General features: G+C 67.2%; 20 protein-coding genes. 3 read left to right on the forward strand and 17 right to left on the reverse strand.

The window, feature by feature from the left end; genetic code table 11:
* From ASE48_RS11785 to ASE48_RS11795, 3 genes are read left to right on the forward strand one after another with little or no spacing between them, the layout of a single operon-like run.
* Positions 1-1,071, forward strand: a complete 1,071-nt coding sequence (locus tag ASE48_RS11785) for an NAD-dependent epimerase/dehydratase family protein (protein WP_057167279.1) — start codon at positions 1-3, stop codon at positions 1,069-1,071.
* Complete coding sequence (locus tag ASE48_RS11790) at positions 1,068-2,045, forward strand: NAD-dependent epimerase/dehydratase family protein (RefSeq protein WP_057167280.1); 978 nt, start codon at positions 1,068-1,070, stop codon at positions 2,043-2,045. Before ASE48_RS11785 ends, ASE48_RS11790 begins: the two co-directional genes overlap by 4 nt.
* Complete coding sequence (locus ASE48_RS11795; protein WP_057167281.1) at positions 2,042-3,313, forward strand: hypothetical protein; 1,272 nt, start codon at positions 2,042-2,044, stop codon at positions 3,311-3,313. The genes ASE48_RS11790 and ASE48_RS11795 overlap by 4 nt, the downstream gene beginning before the upstream one ends.
* Here ASE48_RS11795 and ASE48_RS11800 read toward each other — a convergent pair.
* The 17 genes from ASE48_RS11800 to ASE48_RS11880 form a co-directional block, all read right to left on the reverse strand.
* Positions 3,310-5,748 carry a CaiB/BaiF CoA transferase family protein gene (locus tag ASE48_RS11800; protein WP_057167353.1) on the reverse strand — a complete coding sequence of 813 codons (2,439 nt, stop codon included), beginning with the start codon at positions 5,746-5,748 and terminating at the stop codon, positions 3,310-3,312. The genes ASE48_RS11795 and ASE48_RS11800 overlap by 4 nt on opposite strands.
* A gap of 74 nt (positions 5,749-5,822) precedes the next feature.
* Positions 5,823-6,782 carry an enoyl-CoA hydratase/isomerase family protein gene (locus tag ASE48_RS11805; RefSeq protein ID WP_057167282.1) on the reverse strand — a complete coding sequence of 320 codons (960 nt, stop codon included), beginning with the start codon at positions 6,780-6,782 and terminating at the stop codon, positions 5,823-5,825.
* Between the two features lie 34 nt (positions 6,783-6,816).
* Positions 6,817-7,953, reverse strand: coding sequence for a M24 family metallopeptidase (locus ASE48_RS11810; RefSeq protein WP_057167283.1), 1,137 nt, complete (start codon positions 7,951-7,953; stop codon positions 6,817-6,819).
* A complete protein-coding gene (locus ASE48_RS11815; protein WP_057167284.1) occupies positions 7,943-9,211 on the reverse strand; it encodes a M24 family metallopeptidase in 1,269 nt (422 codons plus the stop codon). Before ASE48_RS11815 ends, ASE48_RS11810 begins: the two co-directional genes overlap by 11 nt.
* Positions 9,208-10,395 (reverse strand): amidohydrolase family protein, encoded by a 1,188-nt coding sequence (locus ASE48_RS11820; RefSeq protein WP_057167285.1) that lies wholly within the window; start codon positions 10,393-10,395, stop codon positions 9,208-9,210. The genes ASE48_RS11815 and ASE48_RS11820 overlap by 4 nt, the downstream gene beginning before the upstream one ends.
* A 41-nt stretch (positions 10,396-10,436) precedes the next feature.
* The gene (locus ASE48_RS11825; protein ID WP_057167286.1) at positions 10,437-11,654 is read right to left on the reverse strand and encodes a cytochrome P450; all 1,218 of its coding nucleotides are present in this window, start codon (positions 11,652-11,654) and stop codon (positions 10,437-10,439) included.
* Positions 11,655-11,660: 6 nt separating this feature from the next.
* Positions 11,661-11,855 (reverse strand): ferredoxin, encoded by a 195-nt coding sequence (locus ASE48_RS11830; RefSeq protein ID WP_057167354.1) that lies wholly within the window; start codon positions 11,853-11,855, stop codon positions 11,661-11,663.
* Positions 11,852-12,520, reverse strand: a complete 669-nt coding sequence (locus ASE48_RS11835; RefSeq protein WP_442928717.1) for a TetR family transcriptional regulator — start codon at positions 12,518-12,520, stop codon at positions 11,852-11,854. Before ASE48_RS11835 ends, ASE48_RS11830 begins: the two co-directional genes overlap by 4 nt.
* 126 nt (positions 12,521-12,646) lie before the next feature.
* On the reverse strand, positions 12,647-13,453 hold the full coding sequence (locus ASE48_RS11840; protein ID WP_057167288.1) for an SDR family NAD(P)-dependent oxidoreductase: 807 nt from the start codon (positions 13,451-13,453) through the stop codon (positions 12,647-12,649).
* Positions 13,450-14,274, reverse strand: a complete 825-nt coding sequence (locus ASE48_RS11845; protein WP_057167289.1) for an alpha/beta fold hydrolase — start codon at positions 14,272-14,274, stop codon at positions 13,450-13,452. Before ASE48_RS11845 ends, ASE48_RS11840 begins: the two co-directional genes overlap by 4 nt.
* Complete coding sequence (locus tag ASE48_RS11850) at positions 14,271-15,257, reverse strand: cyclase family protein (RefSeq protein WP_057167355.1); 987 nt, start codon at positions 15,255-15,257, stop codon at positions 14,271-14,273. Before ASE48_RS11850 ends, ASE48_RS11845 begins: the two co-directional genes overlap by 4 nt.
* 8 nt (positions 15,258-15,265) lie before the next feature.
* Positions 15,266-16,075, reverse strand: coding sequence for a coniferyl-alcohol dehydrogenase (locus tag ASE48_RS11855; protein ID WP_057167290.1), 810 nt, complete (start codon positions 16,073-16,075; stop codon positions 15,266-15,268).
* Positions 16,076-16,077: 2 nt separating this feature from the next.
* Positions 16,078-17,388 carry an LLM class flavin-dependent oxidoreductase gene (locus tag ASE48_RS11860; protein ID WP_057167291.1) on the reverse strand — a complete coding sequence of 437 codons (1,311 nt, stop codon included), beginning with the start codon at positions 17,386-17,388 and terminating at the stop codon, positions 16,078-16,080.
* Positions 17,385-19,103 carry an FAD-binding protein gene (locus ASE48_RS11865; RefSeq protein ID WP_057167292.1) on the reverse strand — a complete coding sequence of 573 codons (1,719 nt, stop codon included), beginning with the start codon at positions 19,101-19,103 and terminating at the stop codon, positions 17,385-17,387. Before ASE48_RS11865 ends, ASE48_RS11860 begins: the two co-directional genes overlap by 4 nt.
* Complete coding sequence (locus ASE48_RS11870; RefSeq protein ID WP_057167293.1) at positions 19,100-20,017, reverse strand: 3-carboxyethylcatechol 2,3-dioxygenase; 918 nt, start codon at positions 20,015-20,017, stop codon at positions 19,100-19,102. The genes ASE48_RS11865 and ASE48_RS11870 overlap by 4 nt, the downstream gene beginning before the upstream one ends.
* The gene (locus tag ASE48_RS11875) at positions 19,995-21,665 is read right to left on the reverse strand and encodes a bifunctional 3-(3-hydroxy-phenyl)propionate/3-hydroxycinnamic acid hydroxylase (protein ID WP_057167294.1); all 1,671 of its coding nucleotides are present in this window, start codon (positions 21,663-21,665) and stop codon (positions 19,995-19,997) included. Before ASE48_RS11875 ends, ASE48_RS11870 begins: the two co-directional genes overlap by 23 nt.
* The gene (locus ASE48_RS11880; protein ID WP_057167295.1) at positions 21,662-22,528 is read right to left on the reverse strand and encodes an alpha/beta fold hydrolase; all 867 of its coding nucleotides are present in this window, start codon (positions 22,526-22,528) and stop codon (positions 21,662-21,664) included. The genes ASE48_RS11875 and ASE48_RS11880 overlap by 4 nt, the downstream gene beginning before the upstream one ends.
* Positions 22,529-22,536 lie beyond the last annotated feature (8 nt).

Genomic DNA, 22,536 nt, shown 5'->3' on the forward strand with positions numbered 1-22,536 from the left:
ATGACCGACACCGTCCTGGTCACCGGGGCGTTCGGTCTCGTCGGGTCGGCGACAGTGCGCGCGCTGGCCGCCGCCGGCCACCGGGTGGTGGCCACCGACCTGGGAAACGATGCGAATAAGGTGAAGGCTCAAGCGCTTCCGAGCGGCGTGGAAGCGCGCTGGGCCGACCTGACCTCGACACCGGACGTACAGAGCCTGATCGCCGACGTCGCGCCGGATGCCATCGTGCACCTGGCCGCGGTCATTCCGCCGCCGATCTACCGCAACCCCGGTCTGGCCCGCAAGGTCAACGTGGACGCGACGAAGACACTCGTCGACACCGCGGCGGCCGCACCGAAGCCACCGCGATTCGTCCAGGCGTCCAGCAATGCCGTCTACGGATCCCGCAATCCGCACCGCAACGCGGACCCCGTCACCGCCGAGACACCCCCGCGGCCCACCGAGTTGTACGGCGGACACAAACTGGAATCCGAAACCTACGTGCGGGGATCCAGCCTGGAATGGGTGGTGCTGCGACTCGGCGGCGTGATGAGCACCGACTTGAGTGCCCTGCCGTTCACCCTCGACGCGCTGTACTTCGAGAGTGCGCTGCCGGTCGACAACCGGATCCACATGGTCGATGTCCGCGATGTGGCAAGCGCTTTCGCCGCGGCCACCACCGCCGATGTCGCCGGAGAGATCCTGCTCATCGCCGGCGACGCGTCGCACCGCATGCTCCAGGGTGATGTCGGCCCGTCCCTGGCCGCCGCGCGCGGGCTGCCCGGAGTGATCCCGCCCGGACGGCCGGGCGACCCCGACAGTGACGACGACTGGTTCATCACCGACTGGATGGACACCACCCGCGCCCAGGAGGCGCTGCAGTTCCAGCACCACACCTGGCCCGACATGCTCGCCGAGATCAGCGCCCAAACCGGCTGGAAACGCCACCCGTCCCGGCTGATCGCCCCCCTGGCCCGCGCCTTCGTGAAAAGGCAAGGCGCATACCGCACATCACCGGGGATATACGCCGATCCGTGGCGGGTGCTCAGCGCACGGCTGGGTGACACCGGACTGGACGCCGCACGGGCATGACGGCGCTGGTGATGGGGGCCAGTGGCTTCCTCGGGTCCCACGTGACCCGCCGGCTCGTTCAGCGTGGTGAGAACGTCCGGGTGCTGCTGCGGCGATCCAGCGACACCCGCGGCATCGACGATCTCGAGGTGGACCGCCGCTACGGCGGTCTGTTCGATGACGAGGCCCTGCGCGAGGCGATGACGGGCTGCGATGCCGTCTACTACTGCGTCGTCGATGCCAGGATGTGGCTGCGCGACCCGGCTGCCCTGTTCTCCACCAATGTCGACGGGCTACGCCACGTCCTCGACGCCGCACTGGCGGTCGGCATCGCCAAGTTCGTCTTCACCAGCACGGTGGGCACCCTGGCCGCGGCCGGAGAGCGACCGGTCACCGAGAACGATGTGGCCGACTGGGACGGCGGCGGACCCTATATCGAATCACGCAGGGCCGCTGAAGCTCTGGTGCTGAGCTACGCGCGTGACCGCGGTCTGCCCGCCGTCGCGCTGTGCGTGTCCACCACCTACGGCCCCGGTGACTGGCAACCCACCCCGCACGGTGAGGCGTTGGCCATGGTCGGGGCCGGCCGCCTGCCGGTCTACTTCGGCTACTCGCTGGAGGTGGTGGGGATCGAGGACGCCGCCCGCGCCATGCTGCTGGCCGCCGAGCGTGGTCGCCCCGGTGAGCGCTACATCATCTCCGATCGCTTCATGAGCTCCCAGGACGTCCACCGGATCGCTGCCGAGGCCGCCGGTGTGCGCGTCCCGAAGATCGGCATCCCGCTGCCGGTGCTGTACGCCGGCGCCCGTCTCAACGATGTCGCGGCCGGCCTGCTGCGCCGAGACCTCAAGTTCGCGACCGTGGGTATGCGGATCGTGGAGAACATGGGCCGCCTCGATCATTCCAAGGCGGTACGCGAATTGGGCTGGCAGCCTGAACCGGTGGAGGATTCGATCCGCCGCGCGGTCCGGTTCTTCGCCGACCGACGTCCATGACCGGCTGGGTGACCGGCGATACGACCGGACTGGCGATTCCGGTCGACCCGGCCACCCTGCGCGCGGCGGGGCCCGAATTCCTGACGACGGCGATACGCCGGTTCGGCATTCTCGCTGCCGACAACAAGGTCAGTCGGGTACTCAGATTCGAAGAATGCGGCGGCGGCAGCACGGGCCGCAAAGCACTGCTCGACGTCGAGTACGAGCGGCCCCAGCCGGGATTGCGCGCCGAGCTGTTCGTGAAGTTCTCCCGCGATCTCGACAACCCGCGCCGTGACCGCGGAAAATCACAGATGGAGCTGGAGGTGGGCTTTGCGGCGCTGTCGGTGCGCACCGATCTCCCCGTCGCGGTGCCCGCGTGCGTCTTCGCCGACTATCACCGCGAATCCTGCACCGGGATGCTGGTCACCGAACGCATCGCTTACGGAACCGGCTCAGTCGAACCGCATTACGACAAGTGTCTCGACTACACCATGCCGAACGCGCTCGAACACTATGAGGCCCTGCTCGGCTCGGTCGCACGCCTGGCCGGGGTGCACCGGTCCGGCCGGCTGCCCGCGGCGGTGGCTGAGCAGTTCCGATACGACGCCGACAAGGTCACCGTCGGAAAACGGGTCCGCCACTCAACAGCGGACCGCATCGAGCGCGTCCGTGCACTGACCGCATTCGGTTCCGCGCATCCAGGGCTGATGTCCGCACCGACGGGCGCGTTCACCGACCGCATGCTGGCCGATGTGGAGCGGATCGCGGCCGCCGAGGACGCCATCATGGCGTGGCTGCACGGTACCGGCGACCACATCGCCCTGTGCCACTGGAACGCCAATGTGGACAACGCGTGGTTCTGGCGCACCACCGAGGGGGCACTGCGCAACGGCCTGATGGACTGGGGCTGCGTCAGCATCATGAACGTCGCGATGGCACTGTGGGGTTCACTGTGCAGCGCCGAGACCGAAATGTGGGAGAAATACCTCGACCACCTGCTGACGCACTTTGCCACCGAGTACGCCGGCGCGGGCGGACCGGACCTCGATCCGGTGATCCTGCGGACCCAGCTGATGCTCTACGTCGCGGTGATGGGGGTGGCCTGGCTGCTCGACACCCCGGGCTTTCTGGCCGCGGCGGTCCCCGACCTCGCCGAGATCGCCGACCGCCACGACCCGCGCATCAGCGGCGACGAATCGGTGCGGGCACCACTGCTGATGCTCAACAACATGCTGTACCTCTGGGAGACCGAGGATTTCGGCGCGCTGCTCACCCGGCTGCCCTAACGGGCGGCCTTGCGCCCGATTTTCTCCCCATCGCTTCGCCTGACACCGAGCTCGGTGCCGATCACACCCTGCTCCTCCAGCTCGTCGATCTCCTCGCCGGTCAGGCCGAGCTGGGTGAGCAGTTCATGATTGTGCTCACCGAGCAGCGGCGCCGGCTCCCGATGGAAGAAGTCCGGGCCGTGCGACACCGACACCGGCAGCGTGCTGTGCGGTGCGGCGATGTTCACCGGATGCCCGACGTGCTCGAAGAAGCGCCGGTGCCGCAGCTGCGCCAGTTCGGTCTGCCGGTGCGGCTGCATCACCTTGGCCACCGGAACACCGGCCGGCCACAGTGTTTCGATGATCTCGTCTCCGGCCCGGGTCTCGCACCAGGCCGCCAGCTCCTCGTCGATCCGATCGTGGTGTGCGCGGCGGCCGGCGGCGGTCGACAACTCGTCGGCCATCGCCCAGGCCGGTCGGCCCAGCGCGTCACGTAGCGCGCGCCACTGCGCGTCGGTCTCGACCGCGACGGCGACCCAGCTGTCGGCACGGTCGAATTCGTCGATATCGGCGCTGCGGTAGAGATTCTGCGGCGCGGCCGTGGGGCCCCGGTTACCGTCGCGCTGTAACAGCGCGCCGTACGCGGAATGTTCGATCACCTGCTCGGCGGCGATATTGAGCGCCGCGTCCACCATGGCCGCCTCGACCAGAACCGCCTCCCCGGTGCGGCGGCGGTGCTCCAGGGCCAGCAGCAGCGCATTCAGCGCGTGCACACCGGCATTCGGGTCACCGACCGAATAGGGCTCGAACGGGGTGCGGTCGGGGTATCCGGTGAGCCAGCTCAGTCCGGACGCGTCCTCGATGATGTAGGCGAACGCCGGGTTGTCGCGCCACGGGCCGTCCAGCCCGAATCCGGGCATTCGCAGCATGATCACACCGTCGCGCAGCGTGCGCACCGTCTCGAAGTCGAGGCCGATCTGATCGATCACCCGCGGGGTGAAGTTCTCCACCACCACATCGCAGGTGGCGATCAGCCGTCGCAGCAGATCCCGGCCCTCCTCGGTCTGGAAGTCGAGGGTCAGGCCCTTCTTGTTGGTGTTGAGTGCCGAGAAGATCGGTGAGCGCTCCCACCACTGTTCCTCGCTGGCGGGGATGCCCGCGATCAACCGGGTACCGTCCGGGCGCGCCGTGGACTCGAGATGGATGACCTCGGCCCCGAGCATGCCGAGCACATGGGTGCACGACGGTCCCGCCCAGAAGGTCGTCATGTCCAGGATGCGGAGTCCGCTCAGCGGCAACCGGTTCCGGTCCAGCTCGCCGTCCGGGCCGGGGTGCGGCGGCAGGTCCATTGCGGCCACCTCATCGGTGTGCTGACCCAGTGCGGGTGCCTCCGCCGGCGGACGCAGCTCGACGCCGCCGAGCCGGTACGGATGCGCGGGCTGCACGAACTGCCCGCCCGGGTGCTCCACGAATGCGCCGCGTTGCACGAAATGATCCATCTCGGTGACGTTCGCACCACTGCCCACCGGTGCATTCGGGATCCGGAACGCCGTGGCCAGATCCCGGAGCTCATCGGCCTGCTGTTCGCGCACCCAGGCGTACAGCTCCTCGGCGTGCAGGTTGGCCTGCTCGGTGATGGTCAGGGTGGTGTTCTCGTCGATCCACTCGTCGTGGCCGGACATGGCGCACAGGTCGTGCCACTGCTGGGCCGTCCCGCAACCCAGCGCCACCAGCCCGTCGGCGGCCTCGGCAACACCGGGCACGGTAGGCCGGCGCTCGGTGCGCCACGGACGGCCGAGCATCTCGAAATAGGTCACCGGATAGTAGGTGAGGCACAGGATCTGGGCCTCCAGCGCGGAGAGGTCGATCAGCTCTCCGTAGCCGTCACGCAGGGCACGAACCCGGAACGCCTGGGTCATCGCCGCGGCGTAGGCGCCCGTCACCCACTCCCCGACCCGGCCACCGACGTGCGCGGGCGCCCGGTCCTGGGAGCCGCGCCCGATGCCGATCGCCCCACCGGACCAGGCCTGCAGGGTGAACTCGGTGGCCGGCCGGTCATGCCACGGACCGTCCAGCCCGAACGACGTGACGGCGGTGACGATCAGATGCGGGTGCCGCCGATGCAGATCCTGCGGTGAGATCAGTTCGGCAACAGCAGATCCCGGCGACCACACCACCGCATCGGCGGTGGCCAGTAACCGGTCCAGCAAGGTCGTGCCGGTGGCCGGGTCGACCACCACGCTCCGCTTGGCGCCGGCCAGGAACTTGAACAGCGCACCGCTGTCACCGGCGGGGATGGTGGCGCCCGAGGCCGACCAGCGCCGGAGCGGGTCGCCCTCCGGTGATTCCACCTTGATGACGTCGGCGCCGCCGTCGGCCAGGATCCTGGTGCAGTACGCACCGGCGATACCCGTGGACAGGTCGATGACGGTGTAACCAGTCAGTGGTGCAGTCATATCCATTCTTTCGCCGAAACTGTATTCCAGCAGGCCAGCACTCGACGTTTCCCTTCCGGAATACAGTTTGGGCGCTATTCGGGCTTGCTCCGGTTCTTCTTGGACAGCCGGAAGTCCGGCGGGAACTTGCTGTCGTTGTCGTTGACGGCGGCCGACAAGCCGGAGTCGATCGACTCGAACATGTCCAGGTCGTCCTCGCTGTCGTTGGCGACGCCGTTGCCCATCGACTCGAAGAAGGCGCTCAGCAGGCTGCCCATGTACTCGCCCTGATGCTGTTTGAAGATCTCGAAGAACATCTTCTGCTGAAACACGGTGTCCACCGGACGGTTCCGGGTACAGGCCTGTGCGTACTTCTGCGTCTCGGCTTCCAACTGATCGCGGGCCACCACCTTGTTCAGGAAGTTGCAGTCATACATCTCCGCGGCGGTGAACGGACGCCCGGTGAACACCATCTCCTGGAACTTGCGCAGGCCCATCATCTGCACCCAGGTCCACATCCGCGGGCCCCAGCCGTGATAGCGGAACGACGGGTGACCGAACAGTGCGTCGTCGCTGGAGATCACCAGATCGGCATCGGCGCACTGGTAGAAGTGCCAGCCGTAGCAGTAGCCCTTGGCCTCGACGATGCTGATCTTCTTGAAATCCTGGAGCGCGCGGTTGCCGGCCTGCGAGTTGGCGTACCACGAGCTGATGGTCGCCCCGTTGCGGAACGTCCCCTTGGGCGGGTAGGTGACCTCACCGACCCCGTCGTCCTCCAGCCGCAGTTCGGCCAGCCGGGCCGCCGGATTGTCGTTGCCCTCCATGAATTCCGGCAGATCCGCACCGCTGCCGAGGTTGTCGCCCACACCGCGGATGATCACCACCTTCACATTGTTGTCGGTGTTGGCCGCCCGCAGGATGTCGGCATAGCGCAACCGTGCCATCGATGTCGGCGCGTTGAGGAACTCCGGCCGGTCGAACGTGATGGTCGCGATCTTGGTCTTCGGATCCTTCTCGTAGCGGATGATCTCTTCGGGGGACGGACGATCCGCCATCAGCGGGCTCCTCTGCAGCAGTGATGGATGGGGTTCAACTCAGGGCCGGGACGGCGGCACCGGACGGCGTGCGGGTCAGCACCCGAGGTCCGTCGGCGCCGATGACGACGGCGTCCCGGGTGAACACGGCCCCGACGCCCTCCTCCCAGACGTATGCGGTCAGCGCGAGAACCACGCCGTCCTCCAGCACGTCGTTTTCGGCGGTGGCCCGCAGATGGGGCGTCACGACGGGCGGATCGAACCCCAGACCGAGGCCATGCGCCACCGGCATGGCCGGCAGTCGTTCACCGGCCTGCTCGTAGGCCACCAGCAGGGCGCTGGTCGTGTTCCCCGGCCGGCAGGCATCGATCAGTCTGTCCCACAGCTCATCTCGTCGGCGGTACAGCGAGCGCGCCGCGTCGGTCGGTTCGCCGACATAGTAGGTGCGGGCCACCTCACCGACATAGCCGTCGGCGAGCACCCCGGCGGACAGCGCCACCAGATCACCCTCGCGCACCCGGCCGTCGACACGGTCGCGCCGCCACGGATGCCCCTTCGAGGTCACCCACGCGGCATCCTGGGTCGCCGGTGTGCTCACCCCTCCGGCGGCCTCGCCTTCGAGGATCACCCCGGCGAGGTGCTGTTCTGTCGTGCCAGGGTTCAGCTCGGCCGCCCCTTTGGCCAGCCCCTGCTCGGCGACGGTCAGCGCACGGCGCAGGGCGGTGAGCTCCTCGGGGGTCTTGACCCGCCGGGCGGCCCGCATCGCCGGCTCGGCGTCGACCAGTTCGGCGTTCGGGAACACCATCGGCAGCAACTTGGCGAACATCGGTGTCAGGGCGTCGGTCCCGACCCGCCGCGCGGTGTCGGCACCCTTCATCTTCTGCATGATGGCGACCAGAGTCATCGGGTTCCAGGCGAAACCGTAGAGGTTCTCGTGTGGGATCTCCTCGGGGATGCCCTCATCCCAGGTGCTGTTCAGGTGGATCTCACCGGTCTCGCGGACGTACGAGCAGATCGGCCCGAACGGTCTGGTTCCCACCACCCACAATTGGGGCGCACCGGAGATGTAGCGGACATTGGCCTGCCGTCCCAGCACCAGGATGTCCAGGTCATGGGCTTCCATCTCGGCTATGGCACGCTCCCTGCGGCTGACCCGCAGCGCCCGGCCGTCGGCCTCGATCTCAGTTCCCACCGGACACCTCGAAGGGGTCGTAGGGGTAAGCGGTCAGCGGCATCCAGCCGTCCTCGGTGACCACCACGATCTCCTCCCCGCGGTAACCGCCGGTCCCGTCCTCCCACACCACTGGTTCGAACACCAGCAACATGCCGGCCGGGAACACGAAGTTGTCATCCCACTGCTGTCCGAGATCGGTTCCGATCATCGGCATCTCGGCGGCGCTGGTGCCGATGCCGTGGCCCAGGTAGAAGTGCGGCAGCCACGGTTTCTGCCCACCGGCGGCCTCTGTTGCCGCACGCCCGAGGTCACCGCAGCTGGCACCGGCCTTGGTCACCGAGAGGACCGCGTCGACGATCTGGCGCCACTTGTCGAACTGCTGCTGCTGGCGCGGCGTGGGATCCTCGCCGACGATCCAGGTGCGCCCGTGGTCCGAACAGTAGCCGTGGTAGGCAATCGACACGTCGGTCCACAGCACATCGCCGCGGGCGACCTCACGTTCGGTGGTCAGCAGCGGGAGCGCCAGATCGCCGGTGGTGGTCCAGGTGCCTTCGGCCTTCGAGGCCGGCATCACCTGCCAGATGGAGTCGAACATGTTGGTGGTGGCGCCGAGCTCGAATGTGCGACGGACGAATTCGGCAGACAGGTCGATCTGGCGTACCCCGGGTGACAGTGACTTCTGGATCTCGGAGACGGCCTGCTCGGTGATCTGCGTCGCCCGGCGCAGGCAGGAAATCTGGTCGACGGTCTTGACCAGTTTGGCCGCGCCGACCACCGGAGCGGCGTCGACCGGGGGTCGGGGAAACAGCCGATTACCGGCCCTGCGCATCGATCCGGTCAGCTCGTCGACACCGACGGTGGCTTCGGTCGGCAACAGCCCGGCCAGGATGCCGGCGAACTGCTCGACGCCCTCGTCGAATTCGAGGTAGACCGGGCCGTTCAGGTGGTCGTCGGGCAGCCCGGATTCGCTCACGGAGCCCTCGCGGAACGGCAGGAACAGATGCGGGTGCACGTCGCCGGCGATCACTACCGCCACCGGCCGCTCGATGTGGGACAGCCCGGCGTCGGCCAACGGCCAGCTGATTCCGGTGGCATACATGACGTTGCTGTTGCCCAGCAGCACCAGAGCATCAATGCCCTGCTCGGCCATCGCGGCCTGCAGCCGCGCCGAGACCTCGCGGCGCATCCGGGTGAGGTCGGGCTCGTCGGGAACGTGCAGCCAGCTCAATCCGGTCCGGGCGATCTGGGTAACGCCGGAACGAGTCGAGGTCGTCATGCCGGTGCCAGGCCCAGGAACTTCTGGATGTTGGTCGAGACGATCTTGGTGGCGTTCTCCGGGCCGACCGCCTCGATGACGGTGGCCAACGATTTCTCGGAGTAGCCGAACGTGGACTCGTTGTGCGGGTAGTCGCTGGACCACATCACGTTGTCCACGCCGATCTCGTCGATCAGCCGCAGCCCCAGCGGATCCACCATGAACGACGCACTCATGTGGTTGTCCCAGTAGTGCCGGATCTCTTGCTGCAGTTCGTGATTGAACATATGCCGGTAGGACGCCAGCATGTGCTCGCCGTCCTGCAGCGCCGTCGGCACCCAGGCGATACCGCCCTCGAACCAGCCGATCTTGAGCTTGGGGTGGCGGTCCAGGATGCCGGAGAACAGGTACTTGGCGAACTGCTCACGGAACGAGTCGACGTTGACCATCATCCCGACGACGACGCTGTTGTTCTCACACGGCGTCTTGGGGGGCGTCTCGCCGATATGGTGGCTGACCGGCAGGCCGGCGTCCTCGATCTCGTCCCACACCGCGTCCAGCGCGGCGCCGCCGTAGTCGTAGATGTTGCCGTCGTCATCCTTGCCCGGATTCAGCGGCAGCAGGAAGGTCTTGAGCCCCAGCGCCTTCAGCTCGACGATCGTGCTGCGGGTGCCCTTGGGGTCCCACCAATTGATCAATCCGACGCCGTAGAAGTGCCCATTGGAGCGCTCCTGCAGGTCGGCGATGTGCTCGTTGTAGATCCGGAAAACCCGCTCACGCAACGACTTATCCGGGTAGTGGAAAAGGGCGAGGACGGCATTCGGGAACGCGAGTTCCTTGTCGATGCCGTCTTCCTTGAGCTCTCGGATGCGGGCCTCGATGTTGTTCGACGCGGCACCGGCCAGATCGTCGTATTGCATGAGGACCCGGCCGAAGTCGCCGCCCGTCCAGGGCTTGCCCTTCATGCCGACCATGTAGGCGCCGTCCTCGTACCAGATGCGCGGCGCGGCACCCTTGAGCTCCTCGGGGAAGCGCTCGTAGAAGATGTCGTCGGCGACCGAAATATGGTTGTCGGCCGAGAAGATCTCGGTGCCTACCGGGAGCCCGGCGAGGCTTTCCGTCGAGGCGTGGCCGTGCCGGTCTTTGGGTGCGCCGAAACCTTCGGGTGGGTAGAGACTCGGCGATTTGGGTGTTGCGGTGGTCATGTCCGTCTCCAATGGGGCTGTGGGAAGGGAGGTCGGTGGGCTTACCAGCTCACCGGAAGTTCGTAGACGCCATAGGCGAGGCGGTCGTGCTTGAAGGGCACCTGATCGAAGGGAATCGCCAGGCGCATGGTCGGGATGCGCCGCAGCAGGGTGTGGAACACGATCTGCAGTTCGGCGCGCGCGAGCTGCTGACCCACGCACTGGTGGCGTCCGTACCCGAAGCCCAGCTGCTGGCCGGCGTCACGGCGCAGGTCCAGCTTGTCGGGCTCGGGGTAGGTCTTGGCATCCCAGTTGGCCGGGGCCAGGTCGATGATGACGCCTTCGCCGGCTTTGATGGTCTCGCCACTGATCTCGATGTCCTCGATGGCGACGCGGCGCTGGCCGTTCTGGATGATCGACAGGTAGCGCATCAACTCCTCGGTGGCGTTGGCGATGACCTTGGGGTCCTCGGCATTGCGCAGGAAGTCGGCCTGTTCGGGGTTTTCCAGCAGCGCCAGCACGCCGATGCCGATCACGTTGGCGGTGGTTTCGTGGCCGGCGATCAGCAGCCCGGTGCCCAGCTGGGCGGCTTCCTTGACGCTGATCTCGCCGGCGTTCACCCGTTCGGCCAGATCGGACACGGCGTCCTCGGCTGGGTTGGCCTGCTTCTTCTCGATCAGGTTGATCAGGTACTGGTGCAGGCTCATCGCGCCCTTCTGCATGGCGTCCGCCGCGGCGTAGCGGGCCAGCCCGGCGTTGGCGTGCTCCTGGAAGAACTCGTGATCTTCGTATGGCACACCGAGCATCTCGCTGATCACGACCGTCGGCACCGGCAGCGCCAGCTTGTCGACGATATCGGCGGGCTGGGGGCCGGCCAGGATCTCGTCGATGCACTCGTCGGTGATCTTCTGGATGACCGGGCGCAGACCTTCGACGCGGCGGAAGGTGAACGGCTTGGACAGCATCCGTCGGAAGCGGGTGTGCTCCTCGGCGTCGGCGGTGAACACCGAACGCGGGCGCTTCTCGACGGTGGAGAGCATGTGCTCGTTCCAGTGCGGGAAGCCCTCGCGGCGGTCGTCGACGCTGATCCGTGCATCCGAGAAGAGCGCACGGGCCTCTTCGTGTCCGGTGATCAGCCACGGGGTGTCACCGTTCCAGATCCGCACCCGGGAAAGCCCTTTGGCATTGTTGAGCATCTGCCGCGGCGGCGCGAAGGGGCAGGACGCCTCCCGCTCCATCGGGTATTCCGGGATGTCGGTTTCGGTCAGCGTTTCAGACATGGGTCCTCAGTCTTGGATGTCGATGGCTAGGGCTGGGCAGGCCGCCGCGGCGGCACGGGCATTGTCGTACTGGTCCGGGCCGGGCTCGGGGTCGAGCAACTCGACGACTCCGTCCTCGTCGCGCTGGTCGAACACGTCCATCGCGTTCAGCACGCACTGGCCCGATGAGACGCATTTGTCCTGATCGACAGTCACTTTCATGCGGACTGCCCCGTCACCGGGGCCAGCCACAGGCCGACGATCGCGTCGATGAGCCCGGAACCGGCGGCACTCCACGAGCGGCCCGACGCGACGGAGCCCGCGGTGAGCGCCCGCTCGCGGTCGGCGCAACTGTGCATCAACAGGTTTCGGGCCATGATGTTGCGTTCGTAGCGCACGACGACGGGCAGGTCGGGAAGGCACCGGTTGATCCCGTCGATGACCTGCACCAGCGAGGCCGAACTCAGGGCGTCCTTGACCACGATCCCGTGGTAGGCCGGGTCCGTCATGGCCTGCGCGGCGAAACGCGCATACCAGGTGGGGTTGCCCAGCTCCTCGAGGTGATCGGTCAGCGGACGCACCAGGCAGGCCACCCACCCCCGCAGGTCGGTGTGCTCGTCGGTATCGGCGACGAGGCGCTGCCGGAGTTCCTCGATCGGCCGGCGGTGGCGCTGTTCGATGGCGCGCACCAGGTCGGTCTTGGTGCCGAAGTGGTACCCGACGGCGGCGTTGTTCCCTTGTCCGGCAGCCTCACTGACCTGACGGTTGGATACGGCGAAGACGCCGTGTTCGGCGTAGAGCCGTTCGGCGGCGGTCAGGATGGCCTCGCGGGTGGTGCTCGCCCGGTCGGTACGCAGGGGTCTGGCTGCGGTCACCGTTACAGTCAACGCTGCTCCTGTAATTAAGTCAAGCGATTGATTTAATGGGCCGATCGCCCACCGCGCGCGCTCGGCGGGACTACGGTTGGTGGCGGGAAATCAGCCGATGCGCACCAGAAACCGTCGTCTCGCGGTTCAGGGTTTCTCTTTCCGGACCAGCACCTTGCCCGCCACCGTCCCACCGTCGATCGGCAGCACCGTGCCGGTGACGTAGCGCGATTTGTCGGTGGCGAAATACAGTGCCGCCTCGGCGACATCGTCGACGGTGCCCTCGCGTTTCAGCGGCCGGTCATTGCGCATCTGGGCGCGGATCTTGGCCTCGAACTCCTCGAGGTGCTCCCGGTCCTCGCCGGCCGCACTCTTGCGCACGATGGCGGTCCGGATATTGCCGGGCGCGATGGCGTTCACCCGGATCTCATGGTGCGCCAGCTCGATGGCCACCGACTTGGTGAACTGGATGACGGCAGCCTTGGATGCACGGTAGGTCTGCACTCCCCCGCCGGCCTGGATACCGCCGATGGAGGTGAGGTTGATGATCGATCCGCCGCCGGTCTCGGCCATATGGCGGGCGGCGTCCCGGGTGCCTGCCATCACCGCGCGCAGGTTGATCCGCATGACGGCGTCGAAGTCGGCGAGGTCGTCATCGAGGAATCTGCGGTGCATCGTGCCGGAGATACCGGCGTTGTTCACCATCACGTGCAGGCCGCCGAACTCCCCGACGGCGGTGTCCACCAGCGCGGCGACCTGGCTCAGGTCGGTGACATCGCTGGTGAGAAATCTTGCCGCCGAACCCAACTCATCGGCCACCGCCTTGCCGCGCTCGGCGTCCACGTCGCCGAAGACGACCTGCGCGCCCTCGGCGGCGAACCGGCGCACCAGGCCCTCACCGAGCCCGGATGCTCCTCCGGTGATGACGGCGACCTTGCCGGCCAATTCGCTCATTGCACGCCTTTCAGAAAGTCCAGCAGCAGCCCGTTCACGATGTCGGGCGCCTCGATGTGTGGGCAGTGACCAGCGCCCGGCACGACCGCCGATCGCCCGTCCGGGATCTGCCCGGCGATCCCGGCGGCCCAGCCCGCGGGCAGCAGTTTGTCAGCAGCGCCTTCGATGACCAGCACCGGCACCGCGATGCGGTCATAGGCCCGGACACTGGACGGGGTGGGTGGCGACTCCAGACCGGGACGGCGAAATCGTGCGGCGGCCAAAGATTCCCAGGCTCCGGGCGTGACGCTGGAGTCATAGCGCCGCTGCACGTAGGCGTCATCGCCCGGGTAGGCCGGGTCGGCGAACAGCGCGGTCACGATGGCACGCATCGCCTCGAACGTCGCGTCGTAGTCGTAGAGCGCACCGACGTGCTCGTTGCGCTGGATATCCCCGCCACCGCAGATGGCGGTCAGCGAGCGCACGGGCAGCACCGGCTTGTCCGATGTGGTGTCGACGAGCAGATTGATCGCACCCATCGAGTTGCCCACGAAGTGGGCCGCACTCACCCCGAGAACCTCGCAGAACCGGGCGATGTGGCGAATCCGCATACCGCGGCCGTCGGTGAAATCGATGACCTTCGCGGACTCGCCGAATCCCAGCATGTCCGGAGCCAGCACCCGATACTGCCGGGCGAGGGCGTCGATGGTGTTCTCCCAGGCGATCTCGGCGCCGCCGCCGAATTCACCGCCGTGCAACAACACCACCGGGTCCCCGGTGCCGGCCTCCAGGTAACTGGTGTCCAGCCCGTCGACGCTGATTTTCTTGCGGTCGAAGCTCATTTGATCGCGATCGGGCTGACGGGAGCTCCGACGGCGCCGACGACCTTCAGCGGCGGTGCGATCAGCTGGAACTCGTACACCCCGTCGGCCGCGCAGTCGGCGGCCAGGCCGCCCAGATCCCAGTACTCGCCGAACATCAGGCCCATATCGCGCAGGCACAGCATGTGCATCGGCAGGAACGTGCCCTCGACGCCGTTCGCGGGATCGGGATCCTCCACCATCAGATTGTCGGCGGCCACCGCGGCGACATCGTGGTCGTGCAGCCAGGACGCGCACGTCCAGTCCAGACCGGAGCCGGCCTCGTGTCCGTCGCCGGTGGACAGGAAACGCGTCCACCAGCCGGTGTGTACGACGACGATGTCGCCGCCGCGGATCTCGACGCCCTGCTTGGCGGCGATATCGTCCAGTTCGGCCGGTGTGATCGGGTTACCGGGCTCGCAGAAGACGTCGGCGCCCCGATGGGCCACCACATCGAGCAGCACCCCGCGTGAGGTGATGCCCTTGACGTCCACCTTGTCGATACCGCAGTGGTAGGCACCGAAACTGGTCACCGAGTCCGCCGGGAAACCGTTGTACAGCTTGTCCTCGTAGTAGACGTGCGACAGTGCGTCCCACTGGGTGGCCGCCTGCAGCGACATGGTGATCATGTCGTCGTTGAACCGGAAAGGATTGTCGACGAAGAATGAACTGAGTTCCTGCGCGACGGAGTTGCGGGCCCATTCCGGCGCGTACTTGACCAGGGTCTCGGCATCGCCGCCGTCGACCGTCATCACGTGGATCGGGTTGAAGCGGAACTTGAACGCGCCCTGCGGCCCGTTGGCACCGAAGTCACCGCCCAAGGAGATGACGGTGCCCTTCTTGACCGTCGCCGCGGCCTCGGCCACCTTGTCGGCGGTGATGAGGTTCAGGGTGCCGAGTTCGTCGTCGTCGCCCCACCGCCCCCAGTTGCGCACGTCATCGGCGACGCGGCGAAAATCCTTCATGGTGGCCACTATTCGGATACCTCCAGTGTCGCGGCGATCTTACCGGCGATGCTGCCGCCATCCACCCAGATCACCTGTCCCGATATGTAACTGGCTGCCGGGCTGTTCAGGAATGCCAGCACCGACGCCTGCTCGTCGGGTCCACAGACATGACCGAGCAGGGTGGGGAACGAGTCGAGGTAGTTCTCGCCGTACGCCGATCGCAGTTGATCGAGGATCGGTGTCTCGGTGACGCCCGGTCCGGTGCAGTTGATCCGGATGCCGCGGGCACCCAGATCCAGTGCGCGGGTCATGCCGTAGAGGATGATCGCCTCCTTCGACAGCCGGTAGCCGCCGTCGGCGAGCGCCTCCGGGTTCGCCTCACACCAGGAGATGCCCTCTGCCATGGACGTTGTCGCGAGCAGCCCGGCGGTGACGGCGGAGTTCGCGAGGTAGTTGGCCGCGGCGAGCGAGGACACGTTGGCGATCGCCGAGCCGGCGGGCATCTGCGGCAGCAAGGCCTCGGTGAAGTGCCTCGTGCCGAGGAAGTTGATGGTCACCACCAGCAGCGGCTTGCCGATCCCCGAGGACACCCCTGCGACGTTGAACAGCGCGTCGACCGGACCGTCGATGGCCGCCACCGCGGCATCGATCGACGCGGTGTCGGCGAAGTCCACCTCGATGAAGTCCGCCGGGCCGGCCTGCGGTGTGCGCAGATCGAGTCCGGTGACGTGCGCTCCGAGATCGGCCAACTGCATGGCGAGATGCGCGCCGATACCCGACGCGCATCCCGTCACCACAACCCGGCGCCCGTCATAGCGCCAGCGGTCGTTGCCCATGTCTATTGGGCAGCCTCGCGCTGATCCTTCTCCAGCTGGGCCGCCTTGACCCGGCCCTCGTTGATCTCGGCCATCGCCTCGGGAATCTCACCGGCGGTGAACTTGCCGCCCCGGCCGGTGGGCAGGCCGCCGAAGGAGTAGGTCTCGTCGAACATCGGCGTGTTCGACGGCTGGCGGCGGGCCTCGACCTTCTCGATCACCGGCGCCAGTCGCTTGGCCTTGTCCGCCACGGCCTTTGCGTCCCGCTCGATGAACTCGGGCAGGATCTCCTTGCCCATGATCTCGATGGACTCCATGGTGCCCTCGTGGCTGCGCGGGTTGAGCAACAGGATGATCTCGTCGACACCGCTGGCCTCATAACCGCGCAGGAACTCGCGCACGGTGTCCGGCGACCCGATGGCGCCGCGGCCCGGGCCGTAGGCCAGCGTCGGATCCTCCTTGACCGCCTCCTGGTAGAGGTCCCAGACGCCGGTGCGCCCGGGGGTGTGCATCCCGGTCAGGTAGTAGTGCATGATGCCGAACGAGAAGAACCCGCCACCGGTACCGAGGCGCTTGAGGGCCTCCTCCTCGGTCTTGGCCACCATCATCGACAGGTCGCCGCCGATGGCCAGGATGTTGGGGTTGATGGCCGGCGTCACCGGCGCTCCCTCTTCCTCGAACGTCTTGTAGTAGCCGTCGACCCGGTCCTTGAGCGCCTCGGGCCCGGTGTAGGCGAAACTCAGTGCGCCGATGGCTTTCTGGGCCGCCATCTGCACCGATGACGGTCGGGTGCAGGCCACCCAGACCGGGGGGTGCGGGCTCTGCAGCGGCTTGGGGATGACGTTGCGGGCCGGCATCTCCACGTGTTCGCCCTTGAAGCCGGTGAACGGCGCCTCGGTCATACAGCGGATGGAGACCTCGAGGGCCTCTTCCCACATGGTGCGCTTGTCGGCGGGATCGATGTCGAAGCCCCCCAGTTCGGCCACCGAGGAACCCTCACCGGTGCCGAACTCCACCCGGCCGTTGGACAGGTGGTCCAGGGTGGCCACCCGCTCGGCGATGCGAGCGGGATGGTTGATCGGTGGCGGTAGGTGCATCACGCCGAAGCCGAGCCGGATGTCCTTGGTGCGCTGGCTCGCCGCGGCCAGGAACATCTCCGGCGCGGTGGAGTGGCAGTACTCCTCCAGGAAATGGTGCTCGGTGAGCCAGACCGTGGAGAACCCCGCCTTGTCGGCTGCCTCGACCTCGTCCAGCCCGTGCTGGAACAGCTGGTGCTCGTCATCCTCCGACCACGGCCGCGGCAGCGGGAATTCGTAGAACAGCGAGATCTTCATGCGGTTACCTCTCTATTGGAGTTCTCAGATATGTGTTGTGCCGCAACGTAGCCGAACGTCATGGCGGGTCCGATGGTGGCGCCGGCACCGGCGTAGCTGCGGCCCATCACCGCAGCCGAGGTGTTACCGGTGGCGTACAGGCCGGCGATGACACTGCCGTCCTCGCGCAGCACCCTGGCGTGTTCGTCGGTCAGCAGTCCGCCCGAAGTGCCCAGGTCGCCGAGAATGATCTGGAAGGCCAGGTAGGGCGGTTTGCCCAGGGGCGCGAGGTTGGGATTGGGCAGGGTGGGGTCGCCGTAGTAGTTGTCATAGGCACTGTCACCGCGGTTGAAGTCGTCATCGTGGCCCTGGCGGGCCAGATCGTTGAACCGGGTTGCGGTGTTGCGCAATTCGGCCGGCGGCACCCCGATCTTGGTGGCCAGTTCCTCGAAGCTGCCCGCCGTCGCCACGATGCCCGAGTCCAGCCAGGCCTGCGGAATCTTACGTCCGGTCGGTACCGGCGCGAAGGGCACCTTCGGGATCGGCAGATGGCCACCGACGACGTAGCGGTGGAAGGAGTCGATGTCGGTGACCAGCCAGCAGGGCACGTGGTCGATGCCCGATTGCTGCCCCTCGATCATGGCGTGCGCGAAGTCCATGTAGGGCGCGGCCTCGTTGATGAAGCGCTTGCCCGCCCCGTTGACGACGAACTGGGCAGGCATCATGCGCTCGTTGAGCATGAACTGCAGCCGGCCGTCCGGCCAGCACATCGCCGGGAACCACCAGGCCTCGTCGAGCAGTTCGGTGGCGGCACCGACCTTCTCCCCCGCCCGGATACCGTCACCGGTGGCAGCCGGGTTGCCGAAGCTCCAATCCTGCTCCAGTAGCGGAAGATACTGGCGGCGCCATTCCATATCGTGGTCGAAACCGCCGGTGGCCAGCACCACACCGCCGCGGGCGGCGATCCGCATCGGCTTTCCGTCGCGCTCGACGACGGCACCGACGACCCGGCCGTCCACATCGGTGATGAGTTCGGTCATCGGGGCCGACAACCACAGCGGGATGTCGTGCTCCTGCAGGGCCAGCCTCATCCGGGCCATCAGCGACTGTCCGATCGCGGCCATCCGGTCCCCGAACACCCGGGCCCGGAACATCCGCCAGATCAGCTTCACCAGCACCGCCTTGCCCCGCCAGTTCTGCCGGACCTGATAGAACAGCCGCAGGTCCTTGGGCGCGAACCAGATTCCCTTCGGGGCGAGCGCCAGCGGGGCCAGCAGATTCTGCTCCTCGGCGCCCAGCTTGCGCAGGTCGATCTCGGGGACGTTGATGGTGCTGCCCCGTTCGGATCCGCCGGGTAGCTCCGGGTAGTAGTCGGCATAGCCGGGCTTCCAGACGAATTCGAACCAGTCGCTGGAGCGCTCCAGGAAGTCCATCATCTCCGGTGCGGCGTCGACGTAGGCGCGCAGCCGCTCGTCGCTGACCAGCCCGCCGGTAATGGTCTTGAGATAGTCGAAGACGCCATCGGGATCGGGGTGATAGCCGGCACGTCGCTGAGACGGTGCACCGGGTACCCAGATGCCGCCGCCGGACAGTGCGGTCGAACCGCCGAACTTCGGTGACTTCTCCACGATCAGGGTGGACAGTCCGGCCGCGTCGGCCTTCAGCGCGGCGGTCATGCCGCCGCCCCCGGAGCCGATGACCAGAACGTCGACGGTGTGGTCGTAGGGGGTGCTCACTGGGGTACCGCCGTCCGAATCGCGAATCCCGCGATCAGCTCTGGAGCAGCGCGGTAGTAGCGCTGCTGCGTCTGGTAGTTGCCCTGGGCTGCCATCGCGGCGAAGGCCGCCACCCAGGTGCGGATCTCGTGGGCCGAATTGCCGGCCTCACGGGCGATCCACTCGTTGGTCCAGCCGTCCACTTCGGCCAGCCGGTTGGTGTCGATCAGATCGAGCAGTGCGTGGTCCCAGTCCGGGTTCAGTGGCTGCAGCGGGCTCTGTCCGTGGGCGAAGTCGTGCGCGGCGGCGATCACCGCCTCCTGCCGGGCCGCTCGTCCCTCCGGGGACATCGGCGCCCCGCCGACGATCCGGGCCAGCGCCGCCGGCGGCGCGGTGGCCAGCGTCGGCACCGGCGGATCGTGGGACAACCCACCGGATCCCACGATCAGCACCCGTTTGCCCAGGGTGCCCAGATACTCACCGATCGCGGCGCCGAGGGCACGGGTGCGTTTCAGCGGGCCGAGCGGGGTGGCCACCGAGTTGATGAACACCGGGATGACCGGTCGCGAGGCCGCATCGCCGAACAGCACTTCCAGTGGCTGCACGGTGCCGTGGTCGACCTCCATGGCCGCCGACAACGCTACGTCGACACCCGCCTCCCATGCCGCAGAAGCCATCTCGTCGGCCAACGCCGCGGGGACATCGAGAGGTCCGGCGTAGGTGCCGTAGTCCCCGACACCGGTGGCGGCGCTACCGATGCAGAACGGCGGCATCAGCCGGTAGAAGAAGCCGTTGTAGTGGTCCGGGGAGAAGATGACGACGAGCTCGGGATCGAAGTCGGCCACGAACGCGCGAGCCTGCGCGAGCTGGGCGTTGATGTCCTCGAGCAGCTCCTCCGACGGCCCGGGCAGGTTAAGCAGGGGGCTGTGCGACATGCAGCACAGGGCGATGTGGGACAAGGGATTCACCTCCCGCGGTGAGACAGAGGACGTCGAAGAGTTTTGCGCTGGTCTCGTCGGACAACTGGGCCAGACAGGCCGCCGCGATGCACCGATCCGGCCGGATGAACAGCACGGACTCGGCATGCGCGTCGAAGAACTTCTTCAGTGCCCCGGTGCGGTCCCCCACGATGGTGACGTCGGGATCGTCATGGCCGTTCCAGTGCAGCTGGGTGTTCGGCCTGGCCTCGATGAGGTTTGCGCCCAGCCGTTTCCAGCGCGCGAAGGTGACGTCGCCGAGCAGTGCGCGCGGATTGTTGTTCCACGCCAGCACCGCGAACCCGGTACCGAGCACCTCGTCGAGCAGGATGTTCTGGGTGTCACGGGTGTCCACGTGGGGCTGGATGAACAGCGTGCCCGCCGGTGGTACCGCCGATGACGACTCGGTGTGTACCACCGCACCGGTGTCGTAGCGCGGCATCGGCTTGAACCGCATCTCCAGCACGTAGCGCTTGAGCGTCGGAACCACCGAGGCGGCGCGGATCACCTTGTCCCGCACGGTCGCGATGCGCGGGTTGGTCGGCGAGATGACCCGGCCCACCAGGGTGGACAGGTCGATCATGGCGCGTGCGTGCTTGCGGCGCTCGGCGTCGTAGCTGTCCAGCAGTCCGTCGCCGGCATCGCCGTTGACCACCGCGGCGAGCTTCCAGCCGAGGTTCGCCGCATCGCGGATCCCGCTGTTGTAGCCCTGGCCCTGCCAGACCGGCATCAGGTGGGCGGCATCCCCGCCCAGCAGCATGCGACCGGCGCGAAAGGCACCGGCGATCCGGGAGTGATGGGTGTAGACCCGGTGCCGGATGATGTCGACCCGGTCGGGGTGCGGCACGAACGGTGCCAGCATGCGTGCGATGAACTCCGGCTTCTCGACCTGCTCGTCGGTCTCGTCAGCGTGAATCATGAACTCGAAGCGCCGGATTCCGTGCGCGATCGAGATGGACGCATACGGCCGGTGTGGGTCGGCACCGACCTCGCTGTTGGGGTGCCCGAGCGGGTCGGAGGCAAGGTCGACGACCAGCCAGCGCGTCGCCGATGTGGTGCCTTCGAACGAGACTCCCATCAGGCGGCGGGTCGCGCTGCGCCCACCGTCGCAGCCGATCAGGTACTGCGCCCGCAGGCTGACCGGATCGCCGGAGGCCAGCAGGTCGGCGCTGACACCGTCGTCGTCGGCGACACAGTTCTCCATCCGGGTGCCCCACCGCACCTCGACGTGGTCGAAACGTTCGAGTCCGCGCAGCAATTCGGCGTCCACGAGCGGCTGGACGAACCCGTTGCGCTTGGGCCACCCGAATCGGGCGTCCGGCGGTGCCATCTCGGCGAGCAGGCGACGCTTGCCGTCGAAGAAACGCAGGATCTGGTTCGGCACGGTATGCGGCAGGATCTGCTCGACGAGACCGATCGACTGGAAGGTGCGCAACGACTCGTCATCGAGTCCCACCCCGCGCGGGTAGTCGATCAGGGTGTCGCGTTCCTCAAGAATGACGGTCCGAACACCCTGGAGCCCAAGGATGTTCGCCAGTGTCAGCCCGACGGGTCCGGCGCCGACGATCAGGACGTCGACCTCTTCGGTGGCGCGGCGGGCGGTCATGACCTGCCCAGCAGGAAGTCGATGTGCAGCCGGTCGAAGGTCTTGGCGTCCTCGTACTGCGGCCAATGTCCGCAGCCGGGCATGACCTCGAAGCGCGCACCCGGGATCATCTCCGAGATGCGCCTGCCCTCGCTGACGTCCGCGGTCGGATCGTCACTGGTCCACAGCACCAGGGTGGGCGCCGTTATGGCGCCGTACTCGGCGGGCCCGAGCAGGTTGCGGGCCCGGATCTCGGGATCCTGCAGCGCCATGATGTCGCTCATCGCGGAGACGAAACCTGGCTGCTGATACACCTTCTGGCGGCTGGCGACGATATCGTCGTAACCCTTGGACTTGTCGGCCATCAGCCATTTGATCCGGGCCTGCACGGTGTCCCAGTCCGGGTTCTCGGCGGCGGCCATGGACAGCGTGATGATGCGCTTCATGACTTCGGGATCGGCCTGTGACCCACCCGCGGTGTTGAGCACCAGTCGTTCGATGCGCTCGGGGTGATCGGAGGCCGCGCGGGCGGCCACCCAGCCGCCCAGCGATTCTCCGGACAGGTGCACCGTGTCGGCCCCGATGGTGTCGAACACCGCCAGCAGGTGATCGACGTAGTGCGCGACCTCGAGCGGATGTCCGGGTTTGTCGGTGTAGCCGTGGCCGAGCATGTCGATGGACCAGGTGGAGAAGTGCTCGGCGTGCGCCTCCAGGTTGCGCACGTAGGCCTCGGCGTGCCCGCCCGAACCGTGCAGCAGCACCAGGGTCGGCTTGCCCGGGTCACCGGCATGCAGATAGCGGGTGCGCACGCCCCGCGCGTCGAGGTAGCCCTGGGTGAACGAAACGCCCTGGAGATCACTCCAGACGCTTTCGTGGACGGACATCCCGCTCC

The sequence above is a fragment of the Mycobacterium sp. Root265 genome, from assembly GCF_001428895.1.
Lineage (GTDB): Bacteria > Actinomycetota > Actinomycetes > Mycobacteriales > Mycobacteriaceae > Mycobacterium.

Bases quoted from the DNA above. Each gene is read 5' to 3' on its own strand.
- ASE48_RS11785 (WP_057167279.1), top strand. From the start codon at position 1: ATGACCGACACCGTCCTGGTCACCGGGGCGTTCGGTCTCGTCGGGTCG.
- ASE48_RS11790 (WP_057167280.1), top strand. From the start codon at position 1,068: ATGACGGCGCTGGTGATGGGGGCCAGTGGCTTCCTCGGGTCCCACGTG.
- ASE48_RS11795 (WP_057167281.1), top strand. From the start codon at position 2,042: ATGACCGGCTGGGTGACCGGCGATACGACCGGACTGGCGATTCCGGTC.
- ASE48_RS11800 (WP_057167353.1), bottom strand. From the start codon at position 5,748: ATGACTGCACCACTGACTGGTTACACCGTCATCGACCTGTCCACGGGT.
- ASE48_RS11805 (WP_057167282.1), bottom strand. From the start codon at position 6,782: ATGGCGGATCGTCCGTCCCCCGAAGAGATCATCCGCTACGAGAAGGAT.
- ASE48_RS11815 (WP_057167284.1), bottom strand. From the start codon at position 9,211: ATGACGACCTCGACTCGTTCCGGCGTTACCCAGATCGCCCGGACCGGA.
- ASE48_RS11820 (WP_057167285.1), bottom strand. From the start codon at position 10,395: ATGACCACCGCAACACCCAAATCGCCGAGTCTCTACCCACCCGAAGGT.
- ASE48_RS11825 (WP_057167286.1), bottom strand. From the start codon at position 11,654: ATGTCTGAAACGCTGACCGAAACCGACATCCCGGAATACCCGATGGAG.
- ASE48_RS11830 (WP_057167354.1), bottom strand. From the start codon at position 11,855: ATGAAAGTGACTGTCGATCAGGACAAATGCGTCTCATCGGGCCAGTGC.
- ASE48_RS11840 (WP_057167288.1), bottom strand. From the start codon at position 13,453: ATGAGCGAATTGGCCGGCAAGGTCGCCGTCATCACCGGAGGAGCATCC.
- ASE48_RS11845 (WP_057167289.1), bottom strand. From the start codon at position 14,274: ATGAGCTTCGACCGCAAGAAAATCAGCGTCGACGGGCTGGACACCAGT.
- ASE48_RS11850 (WP_057167355.1), bottom strand. From the start codon at position 15,257: ATGAAGGATTTTCGCCGCGTCGCCGATGACGTGCGCAACTGGGGGCGG.
- ASE48_RS11855 (WP_057167290.1), bottom strand. From the start codon at position 16,075: ATGGGCAACGACCGCTGGCGCTATGACGGGCGCCGGGTTGTGGTGACG.
- ASE48_RS11860 (WP_057167291.1), bottom strand. From the start codon at position 17,388: ATGAAGATCTCGCTGTTCTACGAATTCCCGCTGCCGCGGCCGTGGTCG.
- ASE48_RS11870 (WP_057167293.1), bottom strand. From the start codon at position 20,017: ATGTCGCACAGCCCCCTGCTTAACCTGCCCGGGCCGTCGGAGGAGCTG.
- ASE48_RS11875 (WP_057167294.1), bottom strand. From the start codon at position 21,665: ATGACCGCCCGCCGCGCCACCGAAGAGGTCGACGTCCTGATCGTCGGC.
- ASE48_RS11880 (WP_057167295.1), bottom strand. From the start codon at position 22,528: ATGTCCGTCCACGAAAGCGTCTGGAGTGATCTCCAGGGCGTTTCGTTC.